Annotated in this window: 23 protein-coding genes and 1 pseudogene; 9 read left to right on the top strand and 15 right to left on the bottom strand. The window is 60.7% G+C overall.

Annotated elements, in window-relative coordinates; genetic code table 11:
- Positions 1-356 precede the first annotated feature (356 nt).
- Positions 357-1,481, top strand: coding sequence for an IS481 family transposase (locus tag ACUN0G_RS29245; protein ID WP_445573294.1), 1,125 nt, complete (start codon positions 357-359; stop codon positions 1,479-1,481).
- 805 nt (positions 1,482-2,286) lie between these two features.
- On the opposite strand, the gene ACUN0G_RS29250 is transcribed toward ACUN0G_RS29245, so the two are convergent.
- The gene (locus tag ACUN0G_RS29250) at positions 2,287-3,282 is read right to left on the bottom strand and encodes a succinylglutamate desuccinylase/aspartoacylase domain-containing protein (protein WP_258346059.1); all 996 of its coding nucleotides are present in this window, start codon (positions 3,280-3,282) and stop codon (positions 2,287-2,289) included.
- Here ACUN0G_RS29250 and ACUN0G_RS29255 point away from each other — a divergent pair.
- Positions 3,281-3,859 (top strand): annotated as a pseudogene (locus tag ACUN0G_RS29255) (TetR family transcriptional regulator C-terminal domain-containing protein); the annotation flags it as partial. The gene ACUN0G_RS29250 and the pseudogene ACUN0G_RS29255 sit on opposite strands and share 2 nt — an antisense overlap.
- On the opposite strand, the gene ACUN0G_RS29260 reads toward ACUN0G_RS29255, so the two are convergent.
- From ACUN0G_RS29260 to ACUN0G_RS29290, 7 genes are all read right to left on the bottom strand, one after another.
- A complete protein-coding gene (locus ACUN0G_RS29260; protein WP_445575059.1) occupies positions 3,815-4,813 on the bottom strand; it encodes a DMT family transporter in 999 nt (332 codons plus the stop codon). The pseudogene ACUN0G_RS29255 and the gene ACUN0G_RS29260 overlap by 45 nt on opposite strands.
- Positions 4,810-5,508, bottom strand: coding sequence for an ABC transporter permease (locus ACUN0G_RS29265; protein WP_063030284.1), 699 nt, complete (start codon positions 5,506-5,508; stop codon positions 4,810-4,812). Before ACUN0G_RS29265 ends, ACUN0G_RS29260 begins: the two co-directional genes overlap by 4 nt.
- 7 nt (positions 5,509-5,515) lie before the next feature.
- A complete protein-coding gene (locus tag ACUN0G_RS29270; RefSeq protein ID WP_258346057.1) occupies positions 5,516-6,220 on the bottom strand; it encodes an ABC transporter permease in 705 nt (234 codons plus the stop codon).
- 165 nt (positions 6,221-6,385) lie between these two features.
- Entirely contained in the window at positions 6,386-7,222 is an 837-nt protein-coding gene (locus ACUN0G_RS29275) for a transporter substrate-binding domain-containing protein (RefSeq protein WP_063030288.1), read from the bottom strand.
- Between the two features lie 25 nt (positions 7,223-7,247).
- Entirely contained in the window at positions 7,248-9,242 is a 1,995-nt protein-coding gene (locus ACUN0G_RS29280) for an aminotransferase class I/II-fold pyridoxal phosphate-dependent enzyme (protein ID WP_445575060.1), read from the bottom strand.
- A 103-nt stretch (positions 9,243-9,345) separates the two neighbouring features.
- Entirely contained in the window at positions 9,346-10,137 is a 792-nt protein-coding gene (locus tag ACUN0G_RS29285; RefSeq protein ID WP_445575061.1) for a CDP-diacylglycerol diphosphatase, read from the bottom strand.
- A 69-nt stretch (positions 10,138-10,206) separates the two neighbouring features.
- On the bottom strand, positions 10,207-11,190 hold the full coding sequence (locus ACUN0G_RS29290) for an aldo/keto reductase (protein WP_258346055.1): 984 nt from the start codon (positions 11,188-11,190) through the stop codon (positions 10,207-10,209).
- A gap of 112 nt (positions 11,191-11,302) precedes the next feature.
- On the opposite strand from ACUN0G_RS29290, the gene ACUN0G_RS29295 reads away from it, so the two are divergent.
- On the top strand, positions 11,303-12,229 hold the full coding sequence (locus ACUN0G_RS29295) for a LysR family transcriptional regulator (protein WP_445575062.1): 927 nt from the start codon (positions 11,303-11,305) through the stop codon (positions 12,227-12,229).
- A 57-nt stretch (positions 12,230-12,286) separates the two neighbouring features.
- Positions 12,287-13,633, top strand: coding sequence for a cation:proton antiporter (locus ACUN0G_RS29300; protein WP_445575063.1), 1,347 nt, complete (start codon positions 12,287-12,289; stop codon positions 13,631-13,633).
- Between the two features lie 3 nt (positions 13,634-13,636).
- Here the strand turns inward: ACUN0G_RS29300 and ACUN0G_RS29305 are convergent, their stop codons facing one another.
- From ACUN0G_RS29305 to ACUN0G_RS29315, 3 genes are all read right to left on the bottom strand, one after another.
- Positions 13,637-13,777 (bottom strand): hypothetical protein, encoded by a 141-nt coding sequence (locus ACUN0G_RS29305; protein ID WP_167410157.1) that lies wholly within the window; start codon positions 13,775-13,777, stop codon positions 13,637-13,639.
- Positions 13,778-13,788: 11 nt separating this feature from the next.
- Positions 13,789-14,001 (bottom strand): hypothetical protein, encoded by a 213-nt coding sequence (locus ACUN0G_RS29310; protein ID WP_076013493.1) that lies wholly within the window; start codon positions 13,999-14,001, stop codon positions 13,789-13,791.
- Positions 14,002-14,073: 72 nt separating this feature from the next.
- Entirely contained in the window at positions 14,074-14,619 is a 546-nt protein-coding gene (locus tag ACUN0G_RS29315) for a hypothetical protein (protein ID WP_063030302.1), read from the bottom strand.
- 400 nt (positions 14,620-15,019) lie between these two features.
- Between ACUN0G_RS29315 and ACUN0G_RS29320 the strand changes: the two genes are divergently transcribed.
- From ACUN0G_RS29320 to ACUN0G_RS29330, 3 genes are all read left to right on the top strand, one after another.
- Positions 15,020-16,429, top strand: coding sequence for a circularly permuted type 2 ATP-grasp protein (locus tag ACUN0G_RS29320; RefSeq protein ID WP_445575064.1), 1,410 nt, complete (start codon positions 15,020-15,022; stop codon positions 16,427-16,429).
- A 2-nt stretch (positions 16,430-16,431) separates the two neighbouring features.
- Positions 16,432-17,382: an alpha-E domain-containing protein gene (locus tag ACUN0G_RS29325; protein WP_012724311.1), complete on the top strand. Its 951-nt coding sequence runs from the start codon at positions 16,432-16,434 to the stop codon at positions 17,380-17,382.
- A 115-nt stretch (positions 17,383-17,497) separates the two neighbouring features.
- Positions 17,498-17,923 (top strand): nuclear transport factor 2 family protein, encoded by a 426-nt coding sequence (locus ACUN0G_RS29330; RefSeq protein WP_445575065.1) that lies wholly within the window; start codon positions 17,498-17,500, stop codon positions 17,921-17,923.
- A gap of 90 nt (positions 17,924-18,013) precedes the next feature.
- Here ACUN0G_RS29330 and msrA read toward each other — a convergent pair whose 3' ends face one another.
- The 3 genes from msrA to msrB form a co-directional block, all read right to left on the bottom strand.
- Positions 18,014-18,709, bottom strand: coding sequence for a peptide-methionine (S)-S-oxide reductase MsrA (gene msrA / locus ACUN0G_RS29335; protein ID WP_421552959.1), 696 nt, complete (start codon positions 18,707-18,709; stop codon positions 18,014-18,016).
- Between the two features lie 147 nt (positions 18,710-18,856).
- Positions 18,857-20,614 carry a cytochrome c biogenesis protein DipZ gene (locus ACUN0G_RS29340; protein WP_445575066.1) on the bottom strand — a complete coding sequence of 586 codons (1,758 nt, stop codon included), beginning with the start codon at positions 20,612-20,614 and terminating at the stop codon, positions 18,857-18,859.
- 29 nt (positions 20,615-20,643) lie between these two features.
- A complete protein-coding gene (msrB, locus tag ACUN0G_RS29345) occupies positions 20,644-21,156 on the bottom strand; it encodes a peptide-methionine (R)-S-oxide reductase MsrB (RefSeq protein ID WP_445575067.1) in 513 nt (170 codons plus the stop codon).
- Positions 21,157-21,431: 275 nt separating this feature from the next.
- Here msrB and ACUN0G_RS29350 point away from each other — a divergent pair, with 275 nt between their 5' ends.
- Both ACUN0G_RS29350 and ACUN0G_RS29355 read left to right on the top strand, forming a co-directional pair.
- Entirely contained in the window at positions 21,432-22,142 is a 711-nt protein-coding gene (locus ACUN0G_RS29350) for a response regulator transcription factor (protein ID WP_017479736.1), read from the top strand.
- A complete protein-coding gene (locus tag ACUN0G_RS29355) occupies positions 22,139-23,647 on the top strand; it encodes an ATP-binding protein (protein WP_445575068.1) in 1,509 nt (502 codons plus the stop codon). Before ACUN0G_RS29350 ends, ACUN0G_RS29355 begins: the two co-directional genes overlap by 4 nt.
- 39 nt (positions 23,648-23,686) lie before the next feature.
- On the opposite strand, the gene ACUN0G_RS29360 is transcribed toward ACUN0G_RS29355, so the two are convergent.
- Positions 23,687-26,737 carry an Ig-like domain-containing protein gene (locus ACUN0G_RS29360; protein WP_445575069.1) on the bottom strand — a complete coding sequence of 1,017 codons (3,051 nt, stop codon included), beginning with the start codon at positions 26,735-26,737 and terminating at the stop codon, positions 23,687-23,689.
- Positions 26,738-26,744: the final 7 nt, after the last annotated feature.

Below are 26,744 nucleotides of genomic sequence, written 5' to 3' on the forward strand. Positions count from 1 at the left end.
GAACAGCGCCACCTGCTTCTGCAACTTGTTGGCATTGACCTGCACGGTTTTTGCGCTGGTCTGCCCCCTACTGTCAGGCGCATTTGCTCCGAGGAATGACTGACCTGCTTGGTGGTCTTGCTGTAGTCGAGGCTGCGGGCGTTGGGCTGCTGGATGATGCTGAACATGCAGTGGTTCTAGATTGAACATTGGCGGGGTTTTTGGGGTATATCCGTTATTTAGGTAACGGCTGCCTATGGTTTCGCTCTTACAGCGAGTCACTTTGCAAAAGCGTGTACGGACCGGACACATGGTTGACGGGTGTGCGGGGACATGGTGGACACTTTTCGGCGAGCTAACTTTGCCGGAAAACCATCATGCCCTGGAACACGAGAGATGCCATGAGCCTGAAAGAAGAGTTTGTCGCCTTGGCGCGGCAACCCGGCAGTAATAAACGAGAACTGTGTCGACGATTCGGTATCAGCCCCCAAACGGCGTACAAGTGGCTCGATCGCTACGAGACGCAAGGCCGGTCGGGGCTGCAAGAGAAGTCCCGCAAACCTGTCACCAGCCCCAAGCTGACCAACACCACTCTAGAGACGGCGGTCATAGCGCTCAGGCAAGAGCATCCAGCGTGGGGTGGGCGCACGATCAGCAGCATTTTGAAAAAACAAATCGCTCCCAGCACCGTTACTAATGTTCTGCACCGACACGGGCTAATTCAGCCTGCTCAGAAGGAACAAGCGGCAAAGTTGAGATTTGAACACGATGCGCCTAACGATCTTTGGCAGATGGACTTCAAAGGGCATTTCCCGACGCAACAAGGCCGATGCCATCCCCTGACCCTGCTGGACGACCACTCGCGATTCAACCTGGCGATTCAGGCCTGTGATAACGAGCGTGGGACCACGGTGAAAGAGAAAATGATCGAAGTGTTCCAGCGCTTCGGATTACCGGCTCGCATCAACGTCGATAACGGCCCGCCCTGGGGCTCGCCACGCAATCCTGGCGAAATCACAGAGCTGAGTATCTGGTTGATTCGCTTAGGAATTCGGATCAGCTTCAGCCGCCCTTACCACCCCCAAACCAATGGAAAGATTGAGCGTTTCCATCGGTCACTCAAGGCCGAAGTGCTTGATGGGCGTCAGTTTTCCACGATCAAGGAAGCTCAAACAGCGTTTGATCAATGGCGTGAGGTTTATAACTTGCAACGGCCTCATCAAGCGTTGGACTACAAGGTGCCGATGGACCGGTATCGAGCTAGCCCATGGGCTTACCCACAGCAGTTATCGGAGTTTGAATACGGACCGGACGACGTATTGGCCAAGGCTTATCACAGCCGATTCCGCTTTCAGAAACGCTATTTCAGCATCGCTAAGGGTCTGGCTGGGCATCATCTCGCCATACGTCCTAATCCTGAAAGTGATGGGCTTTTTGACGTCTACTTTTGCCATCACTTCCTACGAACAATCGACGTGAGCAAGCCAGACTATGGTCCATAATGTGTCAACCATGTCCCCGCACATGTGTCCACCATGTGTCCGGTCCGTACACAAAAGCGGCAAAGTAACCAAAACGCTCTGCCCCGCCTGTCGGCACCTCGCCTAGGCTCGGTGTTCCCTCACTCCGGCACCGCGAAGCGGGCCGCCGCGACGGGCCATCCATGGCCCGGCGCGGCTAAACCGGCGTCCTGCCGGTTTACCCGCTCCGCAATACCTGCGTTCGGCCTCGGGCTTATTGGGGCAGTCAGATCAAGATCAAAAGCAAAAGCACAGCGGCCTACCGGCCGGCTTGAGTGTTAAAAGCAAAAGCAAAAACCAGAGCGAAAACAAAGCTGCTTTTCTGTGGGAGCGGGCTTGCTCGCGAAAAACCTGAGGGCGCCGCGTTCATCCAGAATGCCCGCGTCATCGTTAACGACCTTCGCGAGCAAGCCCGCTCCCACATTTTTGACCGTGCCCGCTTTAGCTTTTGATTTTGCTCTTCAACACTCAAGCCGGCCGGTAGGCCGCTGTGCTCTTGATCTGCTTTTGATCTTGATCTTAGGCGCCCCGTTAAACCACGCTGGCCGAACGCAGGCTTTGGAGCGTGGGTAACCCGGCAGGACGCCGGGTTAGCCGTCCTGGGCCAAGGATGGCCCATGACGGCGGCCCACGGTCCAAAGCCGGAGTGAGGGCACTCCGAGCCTAGGCGAGGAGCCGAGTGGTGGGGCAAGAGCGTTTTGCTTACTTTTGCGCTCTTCAAAAGTGAGCCGCTGTAAGAGCGGAACCAATACCAGCCGTTACCCAAATAACGGATATGTACTCCCGCCTAAGGATCCAACACCCCCCCGCTGTACCCCTCAGACAACCGCGTCCCGGTAAACTTGGCCACCACCGACCCCTGTGCCACCAACCGCTCCCGATGCCCCGTCACCATCCGCCCGGTTTGCGCCGCATGCAGCACAACTTCAGACGCCGAATCCCCAGGCCGCCGAATAATCCGCGCAAACCGCTCACCCTCTTCCACCTGCTCACCCAACCCTTTTTCAAACACCAACACCCCGGCACACGGCGCCAGAATGGTCTCCATACACCCCATATCCACCACCTGCCCCCGCCACTCGGCAATCACCGGCGCCTCATCAATCACCCCACTGGCACAAAGCCAAGCCCAGATCCCGTCACCATCCCGCCCGGCCAAGGCATCACTCACATCCGCCTGCCCACGCAATTCAATCGTCGCCGCCAACCGCGGCTTCCCGTGATCAATGATCGTCTCTTCAAACGACCCATCACCGCCCTCATCCCAGACAATCACCACATCCACCTGCAACGCCGCCGCCAACACCTGGCCCTCGGGCCAAAAGCTGCGATGGATATACAAATAAGGCAGCGCCTCATCATCGGTGTGCAGATCCAGCACCAACTCCGCATCAGCCGCCAACTGCACCAGACTTTTCTGCCATTGCGCCAAGTTGCTCGCCGGCCGCTCCATGGCCAACGAATGATCAAACGCCCGATTAAAGTTCTGCCCGGTGGCCTCATGAAACCGCCCCAACAACCGCCCCTGGCGAAACTGCCCAATGCCAAACGGATTAGCCTGAGGCACCACCGTCACCGAGCCCTTGAGCTGCCCCCGGTCCTGACACGCCTGCAAACGCGGCAGCAGTTGATGCAACACCAGCATCCCGGCGATTTCATCGGCATGCACCCCGGCTTGCAGGTGCACCCGAGGCCCGCTGCCGTCACCCTCGAAGCGCCAGGCGCCGATGTGCAGGGTGTTCCCGGAATCGCCGGGGACTTGCCACGAAAGGTCTTTTGCCATGCCGTTGCCCTCCTCTTGTTGGTTCTGCAGGTATATATTGAACACACGTTCAACCATCTGGGATGTGCCTGTGACCGAAGACCGTCGCGACCTGCTGATTGCCGCCACCCTCACCAGCCTCGCCCGGGACGGGCATGCCGGCATTTCCGTGCGGCGCATCGCCGCTGAAGCCGGGGTTTCGGTGGGATTGCTCAATCACCATTTCGGCAGCATCGATGCATTGATCGCCGAGACCTACCACAAACTCGCCAGCGAACTGACCACCGCCCTCTGGCAGGAAGTCGACCAGGCCGAGGGTCCAGCAGCGCGGCTGGATGCATTCCTCGCCGGCTCGTTTTCCTCGCGGGTCATGGACCCGAAACTCTTGGGCGTCTGGGTGGTGTTCTGGAGCCTGATCCGCCACTCCCAGCACGTGAATGACTCCCATGAAAAAAGCTACCGCGCCTACCTTGAACTGATCCGTCAATTGCTTGATGACCTGGCCCAAAGCGAAGGCTTCGTGATCCACGACACGCGCCTGGCCGCCATCGGTTTATCGGCGATGCTCGACGGACTCTGGCTTGAGTGGTGCCTCAACCCCGGCACCTTCAGCCCCGGCAACGGGCTGCACATCTGCCGCTGCTGGATACAGGGGCTGCGTCACGGAGCATTCGGCGCCGACCACGTCTGGTGACACGGGGTGCCGGGCGCTGAGCATGGCCAGGGTGCCGCTGACGGCGATCAGCGCGGCGCCGAAAATCAGCGACATGTCCATCAAGGTGCCCCAGATCAGGCTCGACAACAGGAAGGCCCAGATCAACCCGGTGTACTCAAACGGCGCCAGCAGCGTCGCCGTGGCCCGGCGGAAACTCGCAAACAGCAGGAACTGGCCAATCCCGCCCACCAGCCCGGCGCCGAGCATGCCCAGCCACGCCGGGGTCGGCGACGGTGTGTGGGTCCAGGGCAGCGTCACCGCCATGCAGATCACAAACACCACATTGGTGATCAGCATTTGCTCCAGCACCGAGGTGCTGTCGTCCACCTGGCGCAACTGGATATAGGTAAATGCCCAGCACAGTGCGGCGGCCAATGTCAGGCCGATTGGCAGCGGGTCGACCATGCTGCTGGGGCGACAGGCGATCACCACACCGAAAAAGCCGATGATCAGCGAAATCCACTGGCCGCGACTGGCGCGTTCCTTGAGGATCAGCGCCGCCAGCAGCGTGACCATGATCGGCGCGGAAAAATACAGGGTGGTCATCTCCGCCAGGGTCAGGTCCTTGGCGGCGGTGTAGTACAGCAGCCAGGCCAGCAGTGACAGCAGGCCGCGGATGATCAGCAGCTTGCGGCTGACCGAGTTCCAGGCGCGTTTGAGCAAACCCAGGCGCCCGGCGATCACGCACGCGGCGACCACCACCAGGCTGCGCCAGAACAGGATGGTGAACACTGAATAGTCGGCCACCAGCCATTTGATCCCGGCGTCCTGCAACGCCAGGAACGCATAGGCCAGCGAGCACAGGGCAATCCCTTGCAACGAGCGATCGGTTTTCATCCGGCAGACCTGCGCAACGGTGTGCCCCGCCGCTCGGCGACGGCATACAGGGCTTCAATCAAAAAGGTCAGGCACAGGTAGACCCCGGCCACCAACAGCAGCGGCTGGTAGATCTGCAACGTCTGGGCGCGCACCACGTTGGCGGCGCCGAGCAGGTCGACCACGGCGATGGTTGAAGCCAGTGCGGTGGACTTGAGCAACATCACCGTCTCCCCCGCCAGGGTGGGCAACAGCAGGCGCATGGCCCGTGGCAAGCGCACCCGCAAGAGGGCCTGGCGCGGCGTCATGCCAAACGCCGAGGCGGCTTCCATCTCACCCTTGGGCACCGCCAGCAGGCCGCCGCGAATCACTTCACCGACGTACGCGCCCACTGACAACACCAGGGCAAACACGATGTACCAGTAACCGTCCCGCAGGAACGGCCAGAGGAAACTCCCGCGAATCATCGGGAACTGGGCAAACAGGCTGCCCAGGCCGTAGTAGAAGATATAGATCTGGATCAGCAACGGCGTGCCCCGCAGCACACTGGTGTACCCCAGCGCACAGCGGGCCAGCCACTTGCGCCGGGACAGCCGCGCCAGGGCTACCAGCACCGCCAACGCGAAGCCGAGCACTGCCGAAATCACCAGCAACGACAGGGTCGTCTGCAAACCTTTGGCGATCAGTCCTGCGTAATAACTTATCCACTCAGGCATGTGCGGCTCACTCGACAACCGGCATCCAGCGACGAATACGTCGTTCCAGGCGCCCGGAGAGGTAGTTGGAGGCCAATGTCACCAGGTAATACAAGGCGGCGGCCGTGAGGTAAAACAACAGGTAATGCCGGGTCGAGCCCGCCGCCTGTTTGGCGGTGTACAGCAGTTCGTTGGTACCCACCACGCTGATCAGCGCGCTGTCCTTGATCAGGTTGATCCACAGGTTGGACATCCCGGCCAGGGCATACGGGGCCATGATCGGCAGGGTCACCCGACGGAACAGGCCAACGCCGCTCAAGCCAAAGGCCCGCGCCGCTTCGATCTGGCCGTGGGGAATCGCGAGGATCGCCGCGCGGAAAATCTCCGAGGCGTACGCACCTTGCACCAGCCCGAGTACCAGGACCGCTACCAGCGGGCCGCTGATGTTGAACTGCGCAAACCCCAGCCACAGCATCAGCGCGTTGAGGCCCATGGAGCCTGCGTAATACAGCAGCAGGATCAGCAGCAACTCGGGCACTGCGCGAAAGACCGTGGTGTAGCCGCGCATCAGCAGGGCTATCGGGCGCGGTGCACTGAGTTTGGCACAGGCCACCACCAGGCCGATCAACAGCCCCACCGCAAACGAACCGGCGGAAATCTGCAGGGTCATCCATAGCCCTTTGAGCAGAGCATTGCCCCAGCCTTGCTCGCTGAAGTTGAGTAGATCGAACATCGCGGCTCCCTATTTCGATGACACGCAGTGAACCTGTGGTGAGGGAGCTTGCTGTGGCGAGGGAGCTTGCTCCCGCTGGACTGCGCAGCAGGCCCATTTTTTGGGGGCGCTTCGCACCCCAGCGGGAGCAAGCTCCCTCGCCACAGGCCCTCCCTTTCTACCGGGTTAGTTTGTGTAGGGGCTGTCGCAGACTTTGCTCACATAGGCAGGCGTGTCGGCCCGTTTGCACGGGCTGACCGATACCCCAAACACGCTCTGGGACAGGTCAGCGTAGTCCTTGCTCACCAGCAACTCACCAATGGCTTTGTCCAGGCGAGCCTTGAGTTCGGTGTCTTCCTTGCGCAGGCCAGCCCCCACGCCGCGGCCGATGATCGGGTCGTAAGGCACTTCGGCGATTTCCGCCAGGCCCTGGGCCTCAGGGGTCTTGACCATCATGGCGATGGCGACACCGTCGGCCATCATCAGATCGGTGCGCCCGGCAATCAGGTCGGCGTTGGCCGATTCCTGGGTGTCGTAGTACTTCAGGTCAGCAATGTTCTCGTAGTACTTCTTCAGGTAGTTGGCGCTGACGGTGGAGATCTGCACGCCGATGATCTTGCCCTTCAAACCCGCCGGCGTGACCTCGACGGTGGTGCCCTTGGGGCCAGCGATGCCCAGCAGCGAGTCGTAGTAGGCGCGGCTGAAAGCGATCTGTTTTTCGCGCTCTTCGGTGACCGACATCGAGGAGAAAATCACGTCGATTTTCTTCGCCAGCAACGACGGAATAATCCCGTCCCACGCCACTTCCTTGATCTGACACTCTGCCTTCATCAGTCCGCAGAGCTTGTGGATCAGGTCCACCTCAAAGCCGGACCATTCACCATTGCCGCCCTTCACCGTGAACGGTGGGTAGGGTTCCGCCGCTACCGCGAACACAATGGGTTTCTCCGCCGCCAACGCCGTACCTGCCGCCAGCATCAACACAGCACTGCTCAACCACTTTGCCAATCGTTTGGATTTCATGATCTTGCCCCGTCTTATTTTGGAGTTAGCGAGTTTGATGCGCGTTGACGAACTGCCGGCAACGTTCACTGCGTGGGTCGATAAACACTGAGTCCGGCGAGCCGCTTTCCTCGATCAGACCTTGATGCAAAAACGCGACTTTGGATGACACGTCCCGGGCGAACGCCATTTCATGGGTCACCAGGATCATGGTGCGGCCCTCTTCCGCCAGGGAGCGAATCACCCGCAGCACTTCGCCCACCAGTTCCGGGTCGAGGGCCGAAGTGGGTTCGTCGAACAGCATGACTTTGGGGCGCATGGCCAAGGCGCGGGCGATAGCCACCCGTTGCTGCTGGCCGCCGGAGAGGAACGCCGGGTATTCGTTGCGCTTGGCGGCCAGGCCAACCCGGTCGAGCAAGGCTTCGGCGCGTTCGATGGCTTCGGCGCGGCTTTCGCGCAGCACCTGGATCGGCGCTTCGATCAGGTTTTCCAGGACCGTGCGATGGGGCCACAGGTTGAAATTCTGGAACACCATGCCGAGTGTCGAGCGAATCCGCACCAGCTGTTTGGCGTCGGCCACCAGCGGTGCGCCGGGCCGGCCGTAGTTGAGCTTGATGCTTTCACCGTCGACGTGAATGCTGCCCTGGTCCGGCACTTCGAGCATGTTGATGCAGCGCAGCAAGGTGCTTTTGCCCGAGCCGCTGGCGCCGATCAGCGAGATCACTTCGCCTTCGTGGGCCGTCAGGGAGATGCCCTTGAGCACTTCGATGTTGCCGAAGCGTTTGTGCAGGTCGAGCACCTCGATCATCTTCTTCGCCGCAACCGGCTGCACGCTGATGATTTTCGCCGCAGGTTCTATTCGTGGTTCACGGGACAGCTTGGCAACGAAGCGGCTGATGCGTTCACAGGCTTCCGCCAGCCGGGTTTCACCCAGGGTGAACGACAGCCGCACAAAGCCCTGGGCCGGCTCGCCGAACGCCGCCGCATCCAGCACGGAAACCCCCGCTTCGCGAAACAGGCGCCAGGCGAAATCCAGGGAGCTGAGGCCGGTGTCCCGCACATCCACCAGCACGAACATGCCGGCTTGCGGAGCGCGTACGTGGATGCCCGGGCAACCGCTGAGGCCCGCCACCACCAGGTCACGGCGGCGACGGTAAGTTTCACGCATGCCCTGAGTGACTTCATCGTGGGCCAGCACAGCAGCCGTCGCGGCTTCCATCACAAACCCTGGCAAGCCGTAGAGCATGCTCAACACCAGGGTTTCAGCGTGGGCCACCATGGCAGGTTCAGCCATGATCCAGCCGATGCGCCAGCCGGTCATCGCGTGGGATTTCGACAGACTGCCGATCACGATGCAGCGCTCGGCCATGCCCGGCAACGCGGCAAGGCTGTGGTACTCGCCATCGAACACCAGGCTTTCGTAGACCTCGTCTACCACCACCCACAGTTCATGCTCGATCGCCAGGTCGGCAATCGCTTGCAGCTCCTGGGGGTTGAGCACCACGCCGGTGGGATTGTTGGGGTTGGAAAAGAAAATCGCCCGGGTTCGGGGCGTGATCGCGGCAGCGAGTAACACCGGATCAAGGCGAAAACCCGAGTCGGCCGAACACGGCACTCGCACCAGCGTCGCGCCGCTGGCCTTGAGCGTGGCTTCATAGGTGACGTACATCGGGTCGAGGACAATCACTTCATCACCGGCCTGTAACAGGCACAGCGAAGTGACGAACAAGGCGTTCTGCGCACCGGCCACAGTGATGACGTTTTCAGCGTTCAGCGGACGATCCAAGGATTTGCTGTAGCGGGCGGCGATGGCGTCGCGCAGTGCCGGGCGGCCGGGGATTTCGGTGTAGTGGGTGTCGCCCTGGCGCAGGGCGCCGACGGCGGCGTCGGTGATGAACGAGGGTGTGGCGAAATCCGGATCGCCCACACTCAGGATGATGATGTCTTCGCCTTTGCTGCTGGCCTGGAAGGCGGCGTGGTGAATGTCCCAGGCGGCTACGCCCTGCCCTGCAATTCGCTCAACAAAGGGTGAAAACCGCATGCCAGTGCCTCTCGTTCAATCAGAAAAAGCGCAAGCCCGCCTGTTACCAGGCAGGGGGTGCAGCCAACATAATTGAAACTGAACACTCGTTCAACGGCAAATTTCACCGGATGTCGTTAACAGCTAAAACAGGTCGTTGTGGTGGTTTGCCCATCAGGTTGCACTGGTGGTCTTGCAGCTCTTCGGCAGACGCCAGGTTCCATTCCTCGAGCGTCAACCGCGTAGTCAACAGCACGAAGTTGCCGTTCGCACCCGGTGTCAGCAGCAAGCTGTAGCCGGCCATGGCGTCGCCCTGGGCCTGCGCGTACTCATTCAAGATCGCCAGCGGGTCGCGCAGGTCGAAGTCCGCTGCCGACATGGTGCGGGCGCTATAGGTGTGCCCCAGCAGTTTTACCGGAAGGGTTTGCCATTGCTCGTTGAGGGTCGCGGCGCGTTCGTTAAGGGCGTTGAACACGTCGGGCCGCAGGCAGGCGATATGGATGTGCAACTGGTTTTGCGAGCGGCCATAACGCGAGTTGATCGCCAGCGACACAAAGCGGTCGGCAATCGGCGTTTGCAGGCCGGCGGAGAGAACATCGTGGTTTTTCCAGGCCTGGGCAAAGTAATGCGGCAGCAGGTTTCGGGTCAGCGCGATGTCTTCGATGCCGGTGACTTTATCGGTGGGAATCAGCAAGTCCTGATACGGGCCGTTGAGGTCCTTGAGCAGTGCATAGCCCTTGTCCGGATCGACCTTCAGGCACGGGCTGGGATTGTGGTGCTGGTTCTGATCAGGCACGCATTGGCGGCTGACGATCTGCCACAGCGCATCGGGATTGCCCCGCCACTTCCAGGCGCCCGCCAATGCCACCACACACAACAAACCACCGACAGTCTTGAATACGGTACCGCGCTTCATGCCAAAAACCTCAACGCCAAAGGGATGTCTTCTGTTGTTTTGCAACCGCAGACATCCCTGTCGCAAAGGTTAACGCTGGGCAGGGGCCATGAATTCCGGCCCTACCGGATCTTTTATCGTGCTGGCGAGAATACGGTCGATATGTTGCAGGTCGTCGGCGCTCAGTTGCCAGCCGAATGCGTCCTCGATGCCTTTCAGTTGCTCCGGGCGCCGGGCGCCCCACAGCGCAATCGTCGGGCCCTGGTCCAGCACCCAGCGTAATGCCAGGGCCAGCACTGACTTGCCGTGGCATTCGCGGGCATACACGTCCAATGCCGCCACCGCCGCCAGGTATTGCTCAAAGCGCGGCGCCTTGAATTTCGGGTCGAGCTTGCGCACATCATCCCCGGTAAAGCGCGTGGCGGCGTGCATGCTGCCGGTCAGCAGGCCCCGGCACAGCGAACCGTAGGCCAACACCACCAGGGCGTTTTGCTTGGCGTACGGCAGGATGTCGCTGTCGATCGCCCGCTCGAACAGGTTGTAGGGTGGCTGCACCGTGTCCAGGTGGGTGTACTGACGGAAGTCATCCATTTGCGCGGGCGAATAGTTGCTCACACCCACGGCGAGGATCTTGCCCTCACGGCGCAGTTTTTCCAGCTCGCAGGCGGTCTCTTCCTGGGCCACCAACGGGTCAGGCCAGTGAATCTGGTAGAGGTCGATGTAGTCGGTTTCCAGGCGCAGCAGCGAGTCTTCGACTTCCTTGCGGATGCGCTGGGCCGTGGCGTTGCGGCGCACGGTGCCATCGTCCCATTGCAGCCCGGCCTTGGTGGCGATCACGGCGTTGTGGCGCACACCGTGCAGGGCGCGGCCGATGAGTTCTTCAGACAGCCCAAGGCCGTACACCGGCGCACTGTCGATAAAGTTGATGCCGCTGTCCAGCGCGTGGCGAATGGTCTTGATCGAGACCTCATTGTCGGCACCGCCCCACATCGAGCCGCCCATGGACCAGGTGCCCAGGGCAATCCGCGAAACGGCCTTGTCGATGCCCGGGATCTTGATGGTTTCGATACTCATGAAAAAAGCCTCCGCCAGAAACAATCAGTAAAAAAACGATTACTCTAGATCATCCGAGGTTGAATCGGGCTCAACGGCGCGTGCAACCCAAACCCCACAAAAGGTGCTTGATATGGCTGCGTTCAACCGTTCCGAATTGGCCGACCTGAATGTGTTCATGGCGATCATCCGTCGCCGCAGTTTCCGGCATGCCGCTCATGAACTGGGCGTCACCACTTCGGCCTTGAGCCACACCATGCGCAACCTGGAAACCCGCCTGGGGGTCAAGTTGCTCTACCGCACCAGTCGTGCCGTGGAGCCCACCGATGCGGGCGTTGTGCTCGCGGAAAAACTCAGTGCCGGCTTTGCGACGATTCAGGACGGCCTCGATACCCTTGAACTGTACCGCGAGGCGCCGATCGGCCGGCTGCGCCTGAACGTGCCACGGGATGCGGCCGTGTTGCTTGTCTCGCCCATCCTGGGTGATTTCACCCGCGCTTACCCGCAATTGCGCCTGGACGTGATGATTGATGACCGCATGCTCGACATCGTCGCCGAAGGCTACGACGCGGGTATCCGCTATGGCGCCACGGTGCCCCAGGACATGGTGGCCGTGCCGCTGACGGGCGAGCTGCGCTGGATCATGGTCGCTTCCCCCGCGTATCTCAAGCAGGCCGGAACGCCGTCGGTACCCAAGGACTTGCTCGCGCACTCCTGTGTGCGCATGTACCTGGGCGACAAGACCACCTACAAGTGGGAACTGGGCAACGGCGCCCGCCAGCAACGCCTCGACGTGCCTGGCCACTTCAGTGCGGCTGACACCCAGACCATCGTCGACGCAGCGCTGCAAGGCGTGGGCATCGCCTATTGCCTGGAAAATCGCGTGCTGTCGGAGCTGGCAGACGGCCGTCTGGTGCAGGTGTTGCCCGACTGGACCTGCATCGGCGCGCCGCTGTGCATGTACTACCCGAGCCGCCGGCAGTCGCAGCCGGGGTTGCGGCAACTGATCGACATGATCCGTCTGAAAACCACCGGCTCGCCGTGGCTGGAATCACATTGAACCTGTGCCTGGCCGTGGTCCTCAAACCGGGATAGACCACGGCCTGGTACACGCTCGATGACTTTTATTTTATGGATGGCCGTACTCGGCGCGGTATTGCTCATCCTCGCCCTCACCTCCTCCTATCTGCGCTGGATGCCCGTCACCACCTCGGCTGTCTGCCTGCTGCTGGGTATCTGCATCGGCCCGCTGGGCATGGACCTGCTGCACCTGGACATAAAGGCCTCAGCCAGTTGGATGGAACACCTGACGGAAGTCGCCGTGCTGTTTTCGCTGTTTGTCAGCGGGCTGAAATTGCGCCTGCCCCTCAAGCACCGAACCTGGCGCATTGCGTTTGGGATGGCCGGGCCTGTGATGCTCTTGACCATCCTCGGCACATGCCTGGTGCTGCATTGGCTGCTGGGGTTGTCGTGGGGCGTTTCGCTGTTGGTGGGGGCGATTCTGGCGCCCACCGACCCAGTGCTCGCGGGCCTGGTCCAGGTGAATAACGCTCAGGACTATGACTCGCTGCGTTTCGGCCTCTCGGGCGAGGCCGGACTGAACGACGGCACGGCCTTCCCGTTCGTGATCTTTGCACTGATCTTCATGCAGCACGGCGGCTTCGACGGTGACTGGCTGGGCGGCTGGGTCCTGAAAAACCTGCTCTGGGCCGTACCTGCCGGGCTGCTTGTGGGGTACTGGATGGGCCGGGGCATCGGTCGTATCACCCTGAAAATGCGCATTACCAATGCCGACAGCACCCTGTCACCCAATGATTACCTGACGCTGGCCCTGATCGCCCTGGCCTACGTGGTGGCTGAAGCCATCGGCGGCTACGGCTTTTTGTCGGTATTCGCCGCCGGCCTTGGGCTGCGCCAAGCCGAGTTCAAGTCCACCGGCAACTCACAAACTCCCGCCGAGCATCTCGCCCAACCCGTGGTAGGCCACATGGAAGTGGAGCCGGAGCATGCGTTGCATGGGGACGTCGGGCAACTCCAAGACTCGCAGATCGCCGCCGGGGTGATGATGGGTGACATGCTCGCCTTTGGCGGCCTGGTGGAGCGTTCGATGGAAGTGTTTCTGGTGACCCTGCTGGGGGTGGTGCTGGTCAGCCATTGGGACTGGCGGGCACTGGCGGTGGGCGCATTGCTGTTTTGCGTGATCCGCCCCCTCAGCGTGCTGTCGATACCCTGGGGCACCTTGCTCAATGGCCATCAGCGCGGATTGGTGGGCTGGTTCGGGATTCGCGGGATCGGCAGCATCTACTACCTGTTCTATGCCATCAATCATGGGCTGGTGGGCACCAGCAGCGCGGTGGCAGTGAACCTGACGCTGTCAGTCATTGCCCTGAGCATCGTCGTTCATGGTCTCAGCACGCAGCCGATGCTGGTGTGGTATGAACGACGTGCACAGGCACAACAATGACGTCTACTCCTGGTTTTCGATATTGCCGACGTCAGCGGCATCATCCAGGTCGTTAAGCGGAACTTCGGCATCATCCATCAATGAACCCGGGTCTTCATTGCCCGGGTCATTGAGTTCATCGTCTTCGTCTATTTCAACTGACATGACCGTCTCCTCTAACCGCCTTGGGTATCGATATCGGCATCGGTTTCAGGCTTGGGCTCGCGCTCGGGCTTGAAGTCAGGACTGTAGTCGTTTTCCTTGGCCTTTGGGTCGCTGGCAGGCTTCGGGTCTTTCGGCGCGTCGGCCGCGGTGCCTGGCGCCGGTTCGCCACCATCGATGGCAGGATCGTTACGGTTGCTGGTTTGCGGGTCGTTGTCTGTGCTCATGGCTCACCTCTGTTGGAAAACGCAGACTGCGTAAAGGTAAGGTCCTGTGCGGGTGGGTGAAGTTCCAATTGCTTATGAGCCGGGATTGTCCACCTGGATATAGAACGCATAGGCCCCCAGGATTACCCAGAACACCATGAACAGCCACGGCGCGCGCATCGAGAACAACAGCGACTTGCGATAACCCTTGTGGGACGACTCCATCTCGGAAAACAGCGGCGACTCATCATAGGCCATGCCCATCACCGGCTCGCTGCGCAGCAGTTCGCTCTGCTTGTAGTGCCAGTGATCAATGATGTCGTAGGCCGCCCGAATACCCGGCCAGGCGTTCAGGGAACTGAGGATGCCCAGCAGCGCGAGGAACACCGGCACCACCAGGGTGAACAGCTTGCCCCATTCCGGATTGAGGTTGCCCATGCCGGAAACGAAGGCGATCACCAGGAATGACTGCGCCGTAAGGTAGGCGTCGGTACGGTTGGCCAGGATGCTGGTTTCGTACTGGATCTCGCGCCGGTAGAAATCGAGACGGTCCTTGGGCGAACCGAAAATCTTCGCGTTGTGTTCGCTGTGGTCGGTCAGGCTCGATTCCGGGGTGTCGGGTGAAATGATTCTGGGCACATCCGTGCTCCGTGCTGGACTGAGACCCTTTAGAAGAATCAGGCCGGCGCGAAGTTCAAGTTTGTTAATGCGCCAATTTGGAGCACGCCCCGCCCCCTGTAGGAGCGAGCTTGCCCGCGAAGGGCGTCAACGATACCGCTGGCATCCTGACTGAACGGGGTGTTCTCAGGTTTTTCGCGAGCAAGCTCGCTCATACAGAGGTTTCGGCACAGGCATTGCTTTATCCATTCATCTGCCCGGATACAGGAGCAAGCGTTACCTCTCGACCCAGAGCCCACCCCAAAAGAAAGTAAGGACCAGGCCTGCTGGCACCATCAGCCACGGGCTCATAAAAAAATGCGTTTTCTAAAGCGGCAGTGCCACCCATCAGCATTTCCCCGGGCACTGACAAGGTACTGGAATGGCTCGATCTTTCTTTGATGAAATGAATGACGCACAAGGCGTTTGCCGTGCGCACTATCAGGAATTCTCCCGCTGGCTGGCCAATACGCCGCCGGAACTGCTGGCCCAGCGCCGCCGTGAAGCCGACCTGCTGTTTCACCGTGCCGGAATCACCTTCACTCTGTATGGCGACGAGCAAGACACCGAGCGACTGATCCCTTTCGACATCATTCCCCGCAGCATCCCTGCCAGTGAGTGGAGCGTCATCGAACGCGGCTGTATCCAGCGGGTGAATGCGCTGAACATGTTCCTCGCCGACATCTATCACGACCAGCGCATCATCAAGGCCGGGATCATTCCCGCCGAGCAAGTCCTCGGCAACGAGGGTTACCAGAAGGCCATGGTTGGCCTCGACCTGCACCGCGATATCTACTCGCACATCTCCGGGGTCGACCTCGTACGCGACGGCGACGGTACCTACTACGTGCTCGAAGACAACCTGCGCACTCCCAGCGGCGTGAGCTACATGCTCGAAGACCGCAAGATGATGATGCGCCTGTTCCCCGAGGTGTTCGCCAAACAACGCATCGCCCCGGTAGACCACTACCCCAACCTGCTGCTCAAGACCCTGAAAAGTGCCAGCCGCCTGGACAACCCCAACGTGGTGGTGCTGACGCCGGGCCGCTTTAACAGCGCGTTTTTTGAACATGCGTTCCTGGCCCGGGAAATGGGCGTGGAACTGGTGGAAGGCGCCGACCTGTTCGTGCACGACCTCAAGGTATTCATGCGCACCACCGATGGCCCGAAGGCCGTTGATGTGATCTACCGGCGTATCGACGACGCGTTCCTCGACCCGCAAGCCTTCAACCCCGACTCGATGCTCGGCGTGCCTGGCCTGGTCGCGGCCTACTGCGCGGGCAATGTGGTGCTGGCGAATGCCATCGGCACCGGCGTGGCGGATGACAAGTCGATCTACCCCTATGTGCCGGAAATGATCCGGTTCTACCTGGATGAAGATCCGATCCTGCAAAACGTGCCGACCTTCCAGTGCCGCAAGCCCGATGAACTGTCCCACGTGCTGGCTCACCTGCCGGAGCTGGTGGTCAAGGAAACCCAGGGTTCCGGCGGCTACGGCATGCTGGTGGGCCCCGCTTCCAGCGCAGCTGAAATCGAGGACTTCCGGCAACGCATCAAGGCCCGTCCTCACGCCTACATCGCCCAACCGACCCTGAGCCTGTCCACCTGCCCGACCTTTGTCGAAAACGGCATCGCGCCGCGACATATCGACCTGCGGCCCTTCGTGCTCTCGGGCAAGGAAACCCGCCTGGTGCCCGGTGGCTTGACCCGCGTGGCACTGCGCGAAGGCTCATTGATCGTCAACTCGTCGCAAGGCGGCGGAACCAAGGACACCTGGGTGGTGGAGGGCTGAATATGCTGAGTAGAACCGCCGCAGATCTGTATTGGATGTCCCGTTACCTGGAGCGTGCCGAGAACCTGGCCCGCATGCTCGAAGTCAGTTATTCGCTGTCGTTGATGCCCCAGGCCGGGCGCAGTGACGGGCTCGACGAGCTGGCCATGTCGCTGCTCAGCAGCGGCACCCTGGACAGTTACCTGGAACGCCACAAGCAGCTGGATGCCGAGCGCATGTTGCACTTCTTCGCCCTCGACGAAGAAAACCCGGCCAGCATCTACAACTGCCTGCGCGCTGCGCGGGGTAATGCCCACGCCGTACGCGGGCGAATCACCGCCGACATGTGGGAAAACCTCAACGCCACCTGGCTGGAAATGCGCAGCATCGCCGCCGGCGGCCTGGCGCGCCATGGCATCAGCCACTTTTGCGACTGGGTGAAGCAGCGTTCGCACCTGTTCCGTGGAGCGACCTCCGGGACGATCATGCGCAATGACGCATATCGGTTTATCCGGCTCGGCACCTTTGTCGAGCGGGCGGATAACACGTTGCGCCTGCTGGATGCGCGGTACGAGATGTTTGGCGAAGAGTCCGAAGAGGTCAGCGACCTCTCGGCACGCGGGTATTACCAATGGAGTGCGCTGCTGCGGGCGTTGTCGTCGTTCGAGGCGTATACCGAGCTGTACCCGAATGCGTTGAACGCGCGGTCGGTGTCGGAGTTGCTGCTGTTACGCAGCGATGTACCGCGCTCCCTGCATGCGTGTATTGAAGAGTTGAGCCATATCCTGGCGGATTTGCCGGGGAGTTATGGGCGTACGGCCCAGCGTTTGGCGGCGGAATTTGAAGCGCGGCTGCGGTATACCGGGATTGATGAGATCCTGGAGGATGGTCTGCACAGCCGGCTGACAGAGTTTATCGACACCGTGCGCGAGTTGGCGCGGGCGATTCATAGCTCGTACCTTGAAGTCGTCTGATGTGATGTGCGGCTCAATCATATAACTGTCATTTCGGATCATTGATCCGGCCCTGGTGCCGCTCTTATGTTGGTGGGGTGCAACGCCCCGCCCATCATAAGAACAGGTGCCCACCATGTCCGAACAACTGAACCTATCTCCCCAGGCCGCCCACAGCCTCAAACGCTGGCACGCCATGCTCGTTGCCGGTGACCTCAAGGCACTCCCCGAATTGCTGGCCCCCGACGCAGTCTTCCGCTCGCCCATGGCCCACACGCCCTACCTCGGCGCGCCTGTGGTGTCGATGATCCTCAACACCGTGTTCAAGGTCTTTGAAGACTTCACCTATCACCGTGAGCTGGCCACCGCCGACGGCCAAAGCGTGGTGCTGGAGTTCAGCGCGCGGGTGGGTGGCAAACAGCTCAAGGGCATCGACTTGATACGCTTTAACGAACAAGGGCAGATCATCGAGTTTGAAGTGATGATCCGCCCCATGAGCGGGCTGCAAGCCCTGGGTGAGGAAATGGGCCGGCGCCTGGCGCCCTACCTGCCCAAAGTGTAGGAGCGAGCTTGCTCGCGAAGGTCGTTAACGATAACGCTTGTTGACTGGACGAGCGCGGCGCCCTCAGGTTTTTCGCGAGCAAGCTCGCTCCTACTGGTTTTTTACCAGCACCGGTTCTGCGCGGTATTGGTCGGGGAACAGTTTTTTCAGCTGTGCCACTTTGGGCAGGTCGTTGATCACGATGTAGGGATAGGACGGGTTTTCCGTCAGGAAGTCCTGATGGTAGGACTCGGCCGGGTAGAAGGCCTTGCCCATTTCGATGGTGGTCACGATTGGCTTGTCGAAAGCCTTGGCGGCGTCGAGTTGGGCGATGTAGGCCTGGGCGACTTTTTGCTGTTCGGCATTCTGGGCAAAGATCGCGGAACGGTACTGCGTGCCGCTGTCCGGGCCCTGACGGTTGAGCTCCGTGGGGTTGTGCGCCACCGAGAAGTAGATCTGCAGCAGCTTGCCGTAGCTGACCTTGCTCGGGTCGTAGGTCACAGCGACGGATTCGGCATGGCCGGTATCGCCGCCGCTGACGCTGTCGTATTGGGCGGTGCTGGCCGCGCCGCCGTCATAGCCGGAGACCGCATTTTTCACCCCTTGTACGTGCTGGAACACGCCCTGCACACCCCAGAAGCAGCCGCCGGCGAACACGGCGGTTTGCAGGTTGTTGGAGTCTGCGGGCAGATCCATGGCCGGTGGCGCAATCACCACCGCGTCGTCCGATGGGCCGAAAGAGAACGCCGAGCTATGGCCGACAAAGGCGGCGAACGCGAGGGCTGGTAAGTACTTAAACAGTTTCATCTCAGTCACTCCGAAACATCAGAATAAACGCGGTCAACTGTGGGAGCTGGCTTGCCTGCGATGGCGGTGGTGAATTCAACATCGCTATCGCAGGCAAGCCAGCTCCCACATTGATTGGGTTTTCAGTTCAAGCGTTACGTCGCCGGGTTAGCCGAAGGTGAAGGCGTAAGCCGCCACGTGTGGGTCAAGAAACTCGATGCTGAACGTACGGTCCTTGATGGCATCCGGCTGGCGAACAAGCTGGTACAAGCGCTGTTCGGTCACCGTGCCACTGCCATCCGGCGCAACGTCGGTGCCGTGGGCATCCCCCGGTGCCTGGCCGTCAATCGTCACGTTGAAGCGCACCGGCTTGCCGTCGGCGCCCGGCCCCAGCACCAGGTGCAGGTCACGGGCATGGAAGCGGTAGACGATCTTGCCGTGGGCCGCCGCGAGGGTGGCTTGCTGGCCGCCGACATTCCACTGACCTTCCAGGGTCCAGTTATTCAGCGCGAGATTGCCGGCTGCCGGGTAGTGGGCGACCTTGTCGGTAGTCAACGTGCCCGTGGAGACAAAATGCTCGGCACGCTGGAAGCCCAGGTAGGTTTCCGGCGACTGCACTTCGTTCATGTCCGGTGCGGCCTGGATGCCCTTGGCGTCAGCTTCGATCAAACCGCCTGCGACCTTGGTAGCCCCCGCTTCACGCAGCAGTTGCTGGATAACCCGCTCGGACTCGGCGTAATCACCCTCGCCAAAATGGTGGTAGCGAATCTGGCCCTTGGCATCGGCAAAGTAGTGCGCCGGCCAGTACTGGTTATTGAACGCGCGCCAGATCTTGTAGTTGTTGTCGATGGCCACCGGGTAGGTAATGCCCAGGTCCTTCATGGCCTTGGTGACGTTGTTCACGTCGCGCTCGAAGGCGAATTCCGGGGCGTGCACACCGATCACCACCAGGCCCTGGTCGCGGTACTTCTCGGCCCAGGCCTTGACGTACGGCAAGGTGCGCAGGCAGTTGATGCAGGAGTAGGTCCAGAAATCCACCAGCACCACTTTGCCCTTCAATGCCTCGGCGGTCAGTGGCTCGGAATTGAGCCATTGCACGGCGCCGTCCAGCGCCGGCAACTGGCCTTCCACCGGCAGCGTGTCGCTGTGGTTGGCAGCCATCATCGCGCCGCCGGCCATCATCGCCCCGCTCTTCTGTTCAGGCTTGGCGCTGAGTTTTTCCACCAGGCTTTGCTCCAGGCCACCCGTTGACGCCGTCGACAAGCGCGCGAGGATGCCGGTGTCCAGGCCCAGGGCAATTGCCGCCACACCCGCCAGCATCAGCGCACCCAGGCCACGGCGCAGCCATTCACCCGCGCCCAGGGAGCGCTTCATGAAGCCAAAGACTTTACCGCCGACCAGCAGCGCCAAGGCCAGGGAGGTGGCAGCGCCTGCCGCGTAGGCCAGCAAGAGCAAGGTAGTGCCGATACTGGCGCCTTGCAGCGCGGCGCCCGTCAGCACCAACCCCAGAATGGGCCCGGCGCACGGCGCCCACAGCAGCCCGGTGGCCACGCCGATCAGAAACGAAGCGCCCGGCCGCGGCCGCGAATCGGCCCCGGCGGCTTCCGACAGGCGACTGCCCGCCGCCACCAGTGGCCGGGTCAGGCGTTCCGACAGACTGGGCAGCAGCAAGGTCAGCCCGAATAGCGCAACAAACAGCAACGCGAGCCAGCGACCGTACTGATTGACTTGCACCACCCAACCGCCGCCCACCGCCGCGAGCGAGGCGACCAGGGCGAACGTCATCGCCATCCCCAGCAGCAGCGGCAAGCCACTGCGCAAAAACGGCTGCCCGGTGCGAGCGAAGACAAAAGGCAGAACCGGCAGGATGCACGGGCTGACAATCGTCAGCACGCCGCCCAGATACGCGAGAACCAAAAGCCACATGGGGTATTCCCTTATACGAAGACATTGAATTAAGCCGCGGTGAACGTCATGGCTGCGCCGTTCATGCAATAGCGCAGGCCGGTGGGAGCCGGGCCGTCATCGAACACATGGCCCTGATGACCGCCGCAGCGCCGGCAATGGATTTCCTTGCGTTCCACACCGAAGGAAGTGTCGACGTGGCTGGCCACGGCGTTTTCCAGGGGTTGCCAGAAACTCGGCCAGCCGGTGTGGCTTTCAAATTTGGTGGTTGAGGCATACAGCGGCAATGCACAACCGGCGCAGGCGAAAATGCCGTTGCGATGCTCGCTGTTGAGGGCGCTGCTGTAAGGGCGTTCGGTGCCCTGCTCCCGCAGGATCGCGTATTGCTCGGCGGTCAGCAGGCTGCGCCATTCGGCGTCGGTGTGGCTGACGTCGAAGTGTTCGGCGGCTTCGGCTTCGGCGATCAGGGCGGGACCGGCGTTGATTTTTTGCAGCAGGCCACCGGCGATTACCGCAAGCCCGAGGCCGCCACCGGCCAGCAGCATTTGTCGACGCGTATACATAACCTTCTCCTAAGTTCCAACGCTATATGGCCGGCAAATAACCCTGTGGCGAGGGGGCTTGTCCCCCGTTGGAGTGCGCAGCGCTCCCGTTTTTTTTGGGGCCGCTACGCAGCCCAACGGGGGACAAGCCCCCTCGCCACAATTTTTACCATTGCGATGATTGAAGGTTAGGCCCGGTCTGGTCGCGGAATCCTCACGCAGAGTTAAACAATTCGTGATAACTACACTGTTGCAAAACCCGCACAATGCGCGAATCACGAGAAAAGGTTTTGACAATGGATCAGCCCAAACGTGTCCTGGTGGTCGAGGACGATGCGCACATTGCCGATTTGATCTGCCTGCATCTGCGGGACGAGCAGTTCGAGGTGGTGCACAGCGCCGACGGTAACGAGGCCGTGCAACTGCTGGAACAAGGCGGCTGGGATGCGTTGATCCTCGACCTGATGCTGCCCGGCGTCGACGGCCTGGAAATCTGCCGCCGCGCCCGTGCCATGACGCGCTACACGCCGATCATCATCACCAGCGCCCGCTCCAGTGAATTGCACCGCATCCTCGGCCTGGAGCTGGGGGCCGACGACTACCTGTCCAAACCGTTCTCGATGCCCGAGCTGGTGGCACGGGTCAAAGCCTTGCTGCGCCGGGTAGATGCCATGGCCCGCAACCTCAAGATGGACGCCGGCAGCCTCGACCTCGGCCAGTTGTTCATCAACCCGCTGACCCGCGAAGCCACCCTGCAAAGCCAGCGCCTGGACCTCACGCCACGGGAGTTCGACCTGCTGTATTTCTTCGCACGCCAGCCGGGCAAAGTGTTCTCGCGCATGGACCTGCTCAACGCCGTGTGGGGCTACAGCCACGAAGGCTACGAGCACACGGTCAACACCCATATCAACCGCCTGCGGGCCAAGGTCGAGACCGACCCGGCCAACCCGGCGCGCATCCTCACGGTGTGGGGCCGTGGCTACAAGTTTGCCGAGCAAGCATCATGAAACTGACCCTCACGCAGCGCTTGTCGCTGGTGTTTGCGTTGCTGCTGCTGGTTTGCAGCGGCACTTCGGCGTGGTTGCAAGTGCGCTCCAACCACATGCACGAACTGGAGGTGGTGCAAGGCCTGTCCCGCGACCTCGCCGCACACATCGCCCGCGACACCCAATTGATGGACGCCGACGGCCTCAAGCCCGACGCGGTGCGCAACCTGTTCAGCCAGTTGATGCTGGTGAACCCGAGTGTCGAGGTGTACCTGCTGGACATCAATGGCCGGGTGGTGGGCAATGCCGCGCCCAGCGGGCACCTGCGCCGTGACCAGGTGAACCTGGAGCCGGTTCGCCGATTCCTCAGCGGCGCCCGGTTGCCGATCGTGGGCGATGACCCGCGCAGCGTCGATGAGCTCAAGGTTTTCAGCGCCGCGCCGCTCAAGGTCAATGGCCAGCAAACCGGCTACCTGTACGTGGTGCTGCTGGGCGAGGCCCATGACCTGTTCGACGCACAGGACGCCACCAGCGTGGCCCTGAATATCGCGCTGTGGTCCATCGCCCTGGTAGCGCTCCTGTGTCTGCTGGCCGGCTTGACCGCCTTCGCCTGGATCACCCGCCCCCTGCGCCTGCTGACCGAGAAGGTCGGCCAGTTCGATATCAACGGCGCGCCGAAAGTCGAGCAGACCGTGGCCACTGCCCCGTCGAGCCAGGACGAAATCGCCGTGCTCGACCAGGCCTTCAACCAGATGGAAAACCGCCTGGGCGAACAATGGCGCGCCCTCACCCACCAGGACCAGGAACGTCGCGAGATGGTCGCCAACATCTCCCACGACCTGCGCACCCCGCTGGCCTCGCTGCATGGCTACCTGGAAACCCTGTCGCTGAAAGACGCCAGCCTGAGCCCCGAAGACCGTCGGCGTTACCTGGGTATTGCACTGGACCAGAGCCGCAAGGTCGGCGGCCTGGCGCAATCGCTGCTGGAACTGGTGCGGTTGGAACATGGTTTTGTACAGCCGGTGATCGAGGGCTTTTCCCTGCCGGATTTGGTGCAGGACATCTTCCAGAAATTCGAACTGACCGCCGAGGCGCGCGGCATCACCTTGAGCGCCAGCCTGCCGCCGCAGGTACCGACGGTGTTTGCGGATCTTGGGTTGATTGAGCGGGTGCTGACCAACCTGCTGGACAACGCGCTGCGGCATACGCCGGTGAACGGGGATATCCAGGTCACACTTGCGCCCAAGGGGGATCGGGTTGAAGTGACCGTCAGTGACAGTGGGCCGGGGATTGATGCCGAACTGCGTGAAGGGTTATTCCTGCGGGCGTTTACCATTGGCGGTGCACGACGGGATGGGGGGTTGGGCTTGAGGATTGTACATCGGATATTGCAGTTGCATGGGTGTGAGATTCGGTTGGTGGAGGTGGCTGGGCGTGGAGCGACGTTTAGGTTTTCGTTGGTGAGCCAGCCTAGGGGGGGCTCACCGAAAAGAAGTTCGAAAAAGCCGGGCTTACAAACCAAGTAAGACCGGCTCTTTTTCATTCTTCCTTTAGTGCCAGTATACTCAAGATAATAAATATCCAATTGACGGATGCGAGGATGTACTTCCATTGGCCCAAGTAGAGGCACCAGACCCTATATGGTAAATCAGCCATAGTTCGGTACCACTGTTATGGTCATCCGACCAAACCCATGCATCCATCGACAATGGAAAGTTCGCCCCCCAAGAGTCTCGGATATACGGGAAAGATCCACGATTTATATATACTGCCTTCCGCCCATAAATAATTTCATTTGCTGCATGCTTAGTCCTGCTACTCACAATGAGCAGTCGCGTTGTTCCTGTTACTGTAACAGTATAGCTTGAAAATCGGCCGGTACCATCAGTGACAGTGATGACGGAAGAACCATTAAATCGCTTAGTCACCTCGCCAAGACTATTAACCGTCGCAACGTTCTCATTGCTGGAACGATAAGTGTACGGAGGAGTCCCCCCCGCTGCTGCGCGAGTAAACCTATATCCTGCTGGCAATTTAACCGGGTGACGATCTAAATAGCCCTCGATAAGCATAACTTGTGCATTCATCACTACGCCGGCTTCGCTGAACAAAGGTGGTGGCGTAGTTTTAACCGTGTACGTCGTCGTCTGAAGAATTACAGCCTGAGGTTTTTCGTTCACTCTGTCGAAGGCAATACGCACTTCAATGGTCAATGCCGTCCCGGATTTAAGTGTCCGAAACCAGTTGTGATTAGGGTTGTAGCTATACGCTCCCGCATGGCCATTGTTCGCCCCCGACCAAGGCACATACTCCACAATCTGATTATTGTTGTCGGTTCCTTTGTAGGTCAGCCATTTAATTTGCCCATTGGAATATTGAAAGGGATAGGCCGCGATACTCCACAAGGTGGACGCACCAAAGCCGGTTATGTCCAGTAAACCACCCGTGGCAATGTTATTGATCAGCGGCCTCGGCAAGCTGCCCACGGGAAGCGGCGTTACTGTCACCGTCAGGGGCGTCGCCGGCTCGGTTTGCCCGTCGCGCGTCACCGTATAAGTGAGCCTGACTAGGGTGCCGGAACTGCCAATGTTCGCAGCAATTGCCGCCTTGGAAATATCAAACTCGACGCGCTTGGTGGCCTGATCACCCGGCTTGCTTGGAATCACCGGAGAACCAGCACCGGCAGTACCTTGCATGGTCACTTGAATCGAATCACCGTCGCGCATGCCGACATAGCTCACCACCAACGTCGTGCCGGTCTGTACGTCCAGTGGTGCAAGTCTGGCAGTACCGGGGCTGGTGATAGTTGCCCCAGTCAGCTCCGGCGGTGGCAACTCGCCCAGGCCCTGGCGAATTTCCACGGTGGCGATATGGGAATAACGGGGCCGTTGCTGGCTACGTTCCAAGGTGTAAAAGATCCTGACCTGTTCGTCCAGATTGGGCGTGATGTAGTCGATCAAAATGTCGTGCTCAGTGGTGGCACCGTCTACGCCCACTTGAACCCTGACACTGGTTCTGGCGGCAGGACCTACCCAATGCAAAGTGATCCAGTCACCCTGCAATGTGCCAGTAAACGGAGCAATCACCCAGGCATACTCCGTAATATCATCCGGGTTCAAAACCCCGTCGTGCGCCTTTTCGACAATGGGTTCCGGCAGCTCTCGTACGGGTTCGCCCACATGCACTTTCAGGCGCAAGGACTCCTGAGGCAGTGCATCCTGGCGGGATAGAACGTAATACACCTCTGTGGGGTAACCATTGAAATGCTTGAGTATGCTGTTGGGGACCATCACGAGCTTCTCGCCTTCGGGGGTGGTCGGGATGTTGCCGACCGGCGCGCCTATCCTGCGCACAATGGGGCTCCCTACCCCCTCCGCAACCACCATTACGTCCAGAAATGCGCCGTCAGGCCAACTGGCTTGGGCGGGAAAGCGCACCGTGGCCTCAGGCAGGTCGGGCTCAAGGTAATCACCGATCAGTTGATCAATGCGCGGCGCCGGCCACCTGACTACGTCACCGAGGATCCTCAGGTGGCGGTTGTATGAACGTTTGTCGGGCAACCCATCGCCCTGCAGCAAGTAATAGATGTACGCCGTCCCCTTGGCCAGCGCAGCCACCAGGGCATGCTCGATCGTGAAGTAATAGGCCTTGCCACCTGACAGGTTCTGACTCTCCAGATGCGGCACTGCAACGCCCTCATTGTCAGTACCCGCCCACACCAGCGTAACGACTGAATACGCACGGGCGTCCGCGCTGCTGACATGTGCCCCCACTCTTACTCCCTGCCCACCCAATTGCTCCAACTCGATATCCCGCTCAGTCTCGGGGAACGTCAGCCAAGGGGCCTCTGGACGCTCGGTATCGAGGTACACGTCCACCCAGGTTATCGGCGACCAACGCGCCCATTCATCCGGATAATTGCCGGTCGCTCCCTCTACCTGAAAGCCCACGGGAATCGCTTCGCCATTGCCGGCGTCGCCGATGGTTGCGTAGTCGACGGTGAGGCGGATGTCGGTGTTCACCTCGTCAGGCTGGACCCGGTGTTCGATTCGCTCGGAGCCCCAAACCAGAATCAGCAGGTCATAAGGCGCCATGTTTTCCCAATGCCGAAACACGATCTCGACGCCCGGCTCCGCGCGCGCGTCGTCGACGCCATCGATCAGCACATCCAGAGGCAGTTCGTACACCAACCGCTGATGCCCCGGCGTCTCGTCATCGGAATCACGCCCGCCGGGGCGCTGCAGGTTGACCCGTAGCCGCAGGCGTTCGGTTTCGTCGTTATTGCCGCTGCTGCGGATGACTTTGGCATACACCGGATCGGCCCACGACTCGAGGATGTGGTCCACCGGTACGATGAACGGGATGCGCGTGAGGTCCTCATCGTCGTCACGGATAAAGTTGCCCGCGACCGGCCACTGCGGGTCGCCCCAGTACAGCTCGAACGCTGTGCCGGGCGGTGTGTTTTCCGGGCGCGCCATATGCACCAGCAGCGGGTGTTCGATATGCCGCAGGCCGATGCCGCCATCGGCGGCTTCGACATCATCGGGGATGGGCGGCTGAAGCAATGGGATGTCAACGGGAGGCAGGAGGTTGGCGGGTATACGGGGCGTGGTCATCGTTAGG

This window comes from Pseudomonas sp. 32A (genome assembly GCF_052682255.1).

Coding starts and splice junctions, on each gene's coding strand:
- ACUN0G_RS29245 (WP_445573294.1), top strand. CDS start 357: ATGCCCTGGAACACGAGAGATGCCATGAGCCTGAAAGAAGAGTTTGTC.
- ACUN0G_RS29250 (WP_258346059.1), bottom strand. CDS start 3,282: ATGGCAAAAGACCTTTCGTGGCAAGTCCCCGGCGATTCCGGGAACACC.
- ACUN0G_RS29260 (WP_445575059.1), bottom strand. CDS start 4,813: ATGAAAACCGATCGCTCGTTGCAAGGGATTGCCCTGTGCTCGCTGGCC.
- ACUN0G_RS29265 (WP_063030284.1), bottom strand. CDS start 5,508: ATGCCTGAGTGGATAAGTTATTACGCAGGACTGATCGCCAAAGGTTTG.
- ACUN0G_RS29270 (WP_258346057.1), bottom strand. CDS start 6,220: ATGTTCGATCTACTCAACTTCAGCGAGCAAGGCTGGGGCAATGCTCTG.
- ACUN0G_RS29275 (WP_063030288.1), bottom strand. CDS start 7,222: ATGAAATCCAAACGATTGGCAAAGTGGTTGAGCAGTGCTGTGTTGATG.
- ACUN0G_RS29280 (WP_445575060.1), bottom strand. CDS start 9,242: ATGCGGTTTTCACCCTTTGTTGAGCGAATTGCAGGGCAGGGCGTAGCC.
- ACUN0G_RS29285 (WP_445575061.1), bottom strand. CDS start 10,137: ATGAAGCGCGGTACCGTATTCAAGACTGTCGGTGGTTTGTTGTGTGTG.
- ACUN0G_RS29290 (WP_258346055.1), bottom strand. CDS start 11,190: ATGAGTATCGAAACCATCAAGATCCCGGGCATCGACAAGGCCGTTTCG.
- ACUN0G_RS29295 (WP_445575062.1), top strand. CDS start 11,303: ATGGCTGCGTTCAACCGTTCCGAATTGGCCGACCTGAATGTGTTCATG.
- ACUN0G_RS29300 (WP_445575063.1), top strand. CDS start 12,287: ATGACTTTTATTTTATGGATGGCCGTACTCGGCGCGGTATTGCTCATC.
- ACUN0G_RS29305 (WP_167410157.1), bottom strand. CDS start 13,777: ATGTCAGTTGAAATAGACGAAGACGATGAACTCAATGACCCGGGCAAT.
- ACUN0G_RS29310 (WP_076013493.1), bottom strand. CDS start 14,001: ATGAGCACAGACAACGACCCGCAAACCAGCAACCGTAACGATCCTGCC.
- ACUN0G_RS29320 (WP_445575064.1), top strand. CDS start 15,020: ATGGCTCGATCTTTCTTTGATGAAATGAATGACGCACAAGGCGTTTGC.
- ACUN0G_RS29325 (WP_012724311.1), top strand. CDS start 16,432: ATGCTGAGTAGAACCGCCGCAGATCTGTATTGGATGTCCCGTTACCTG.
- ACUN0G_RS29330 (WP_445575065.1), top strand. CDS start 17,498: ATGTCCGAACAACTGAACCTATCTCCCCAGGCCGCCCACAGCCTCAAA.
- msrA (WP_421552959.1), bottom strand. CDS start 18,709: ATGAAACTGTTTAAGTACTTACCAGCCCTCGCGTTCGCCGCCTTTGTC.
- ACUN0G_RS29340 (WP_445575066.1), bottom strand. CDS start 20,614: ATGTGGCTTTTGGTTCTCGCGTATCTGGGCGGCGTGCTGACGATTGTC.
- msrB (WP_445575067.1), bottom strand. CDS start 21,156: ATGTATACGCGTCGACAAATGCTGCTGGCCGGTGGCGGCCTCGGGCTT.
- ACUN0G_RS29350 (WP_017479736.1), top strand. CDS start 21,432: ATGGATCAGCCCAAACGTGTCCTGGTGGTCGAGGACGATGCGCACATT.
- ACUN0G_RS29355 (WP_445575068.1), top strand. CDS start 22,139: ATGAAACTGACCCTCACGCAGCGCTTGTCGCTGGTGTTTGCGTTGCTG.
- ACUN0G_RS29360 (WP_445575069.1), bottom strand. CDS start 26,737: ATGACCACGCCCCGTATACCCGCCAACCTCCTGCCTCCCGTTGACATC.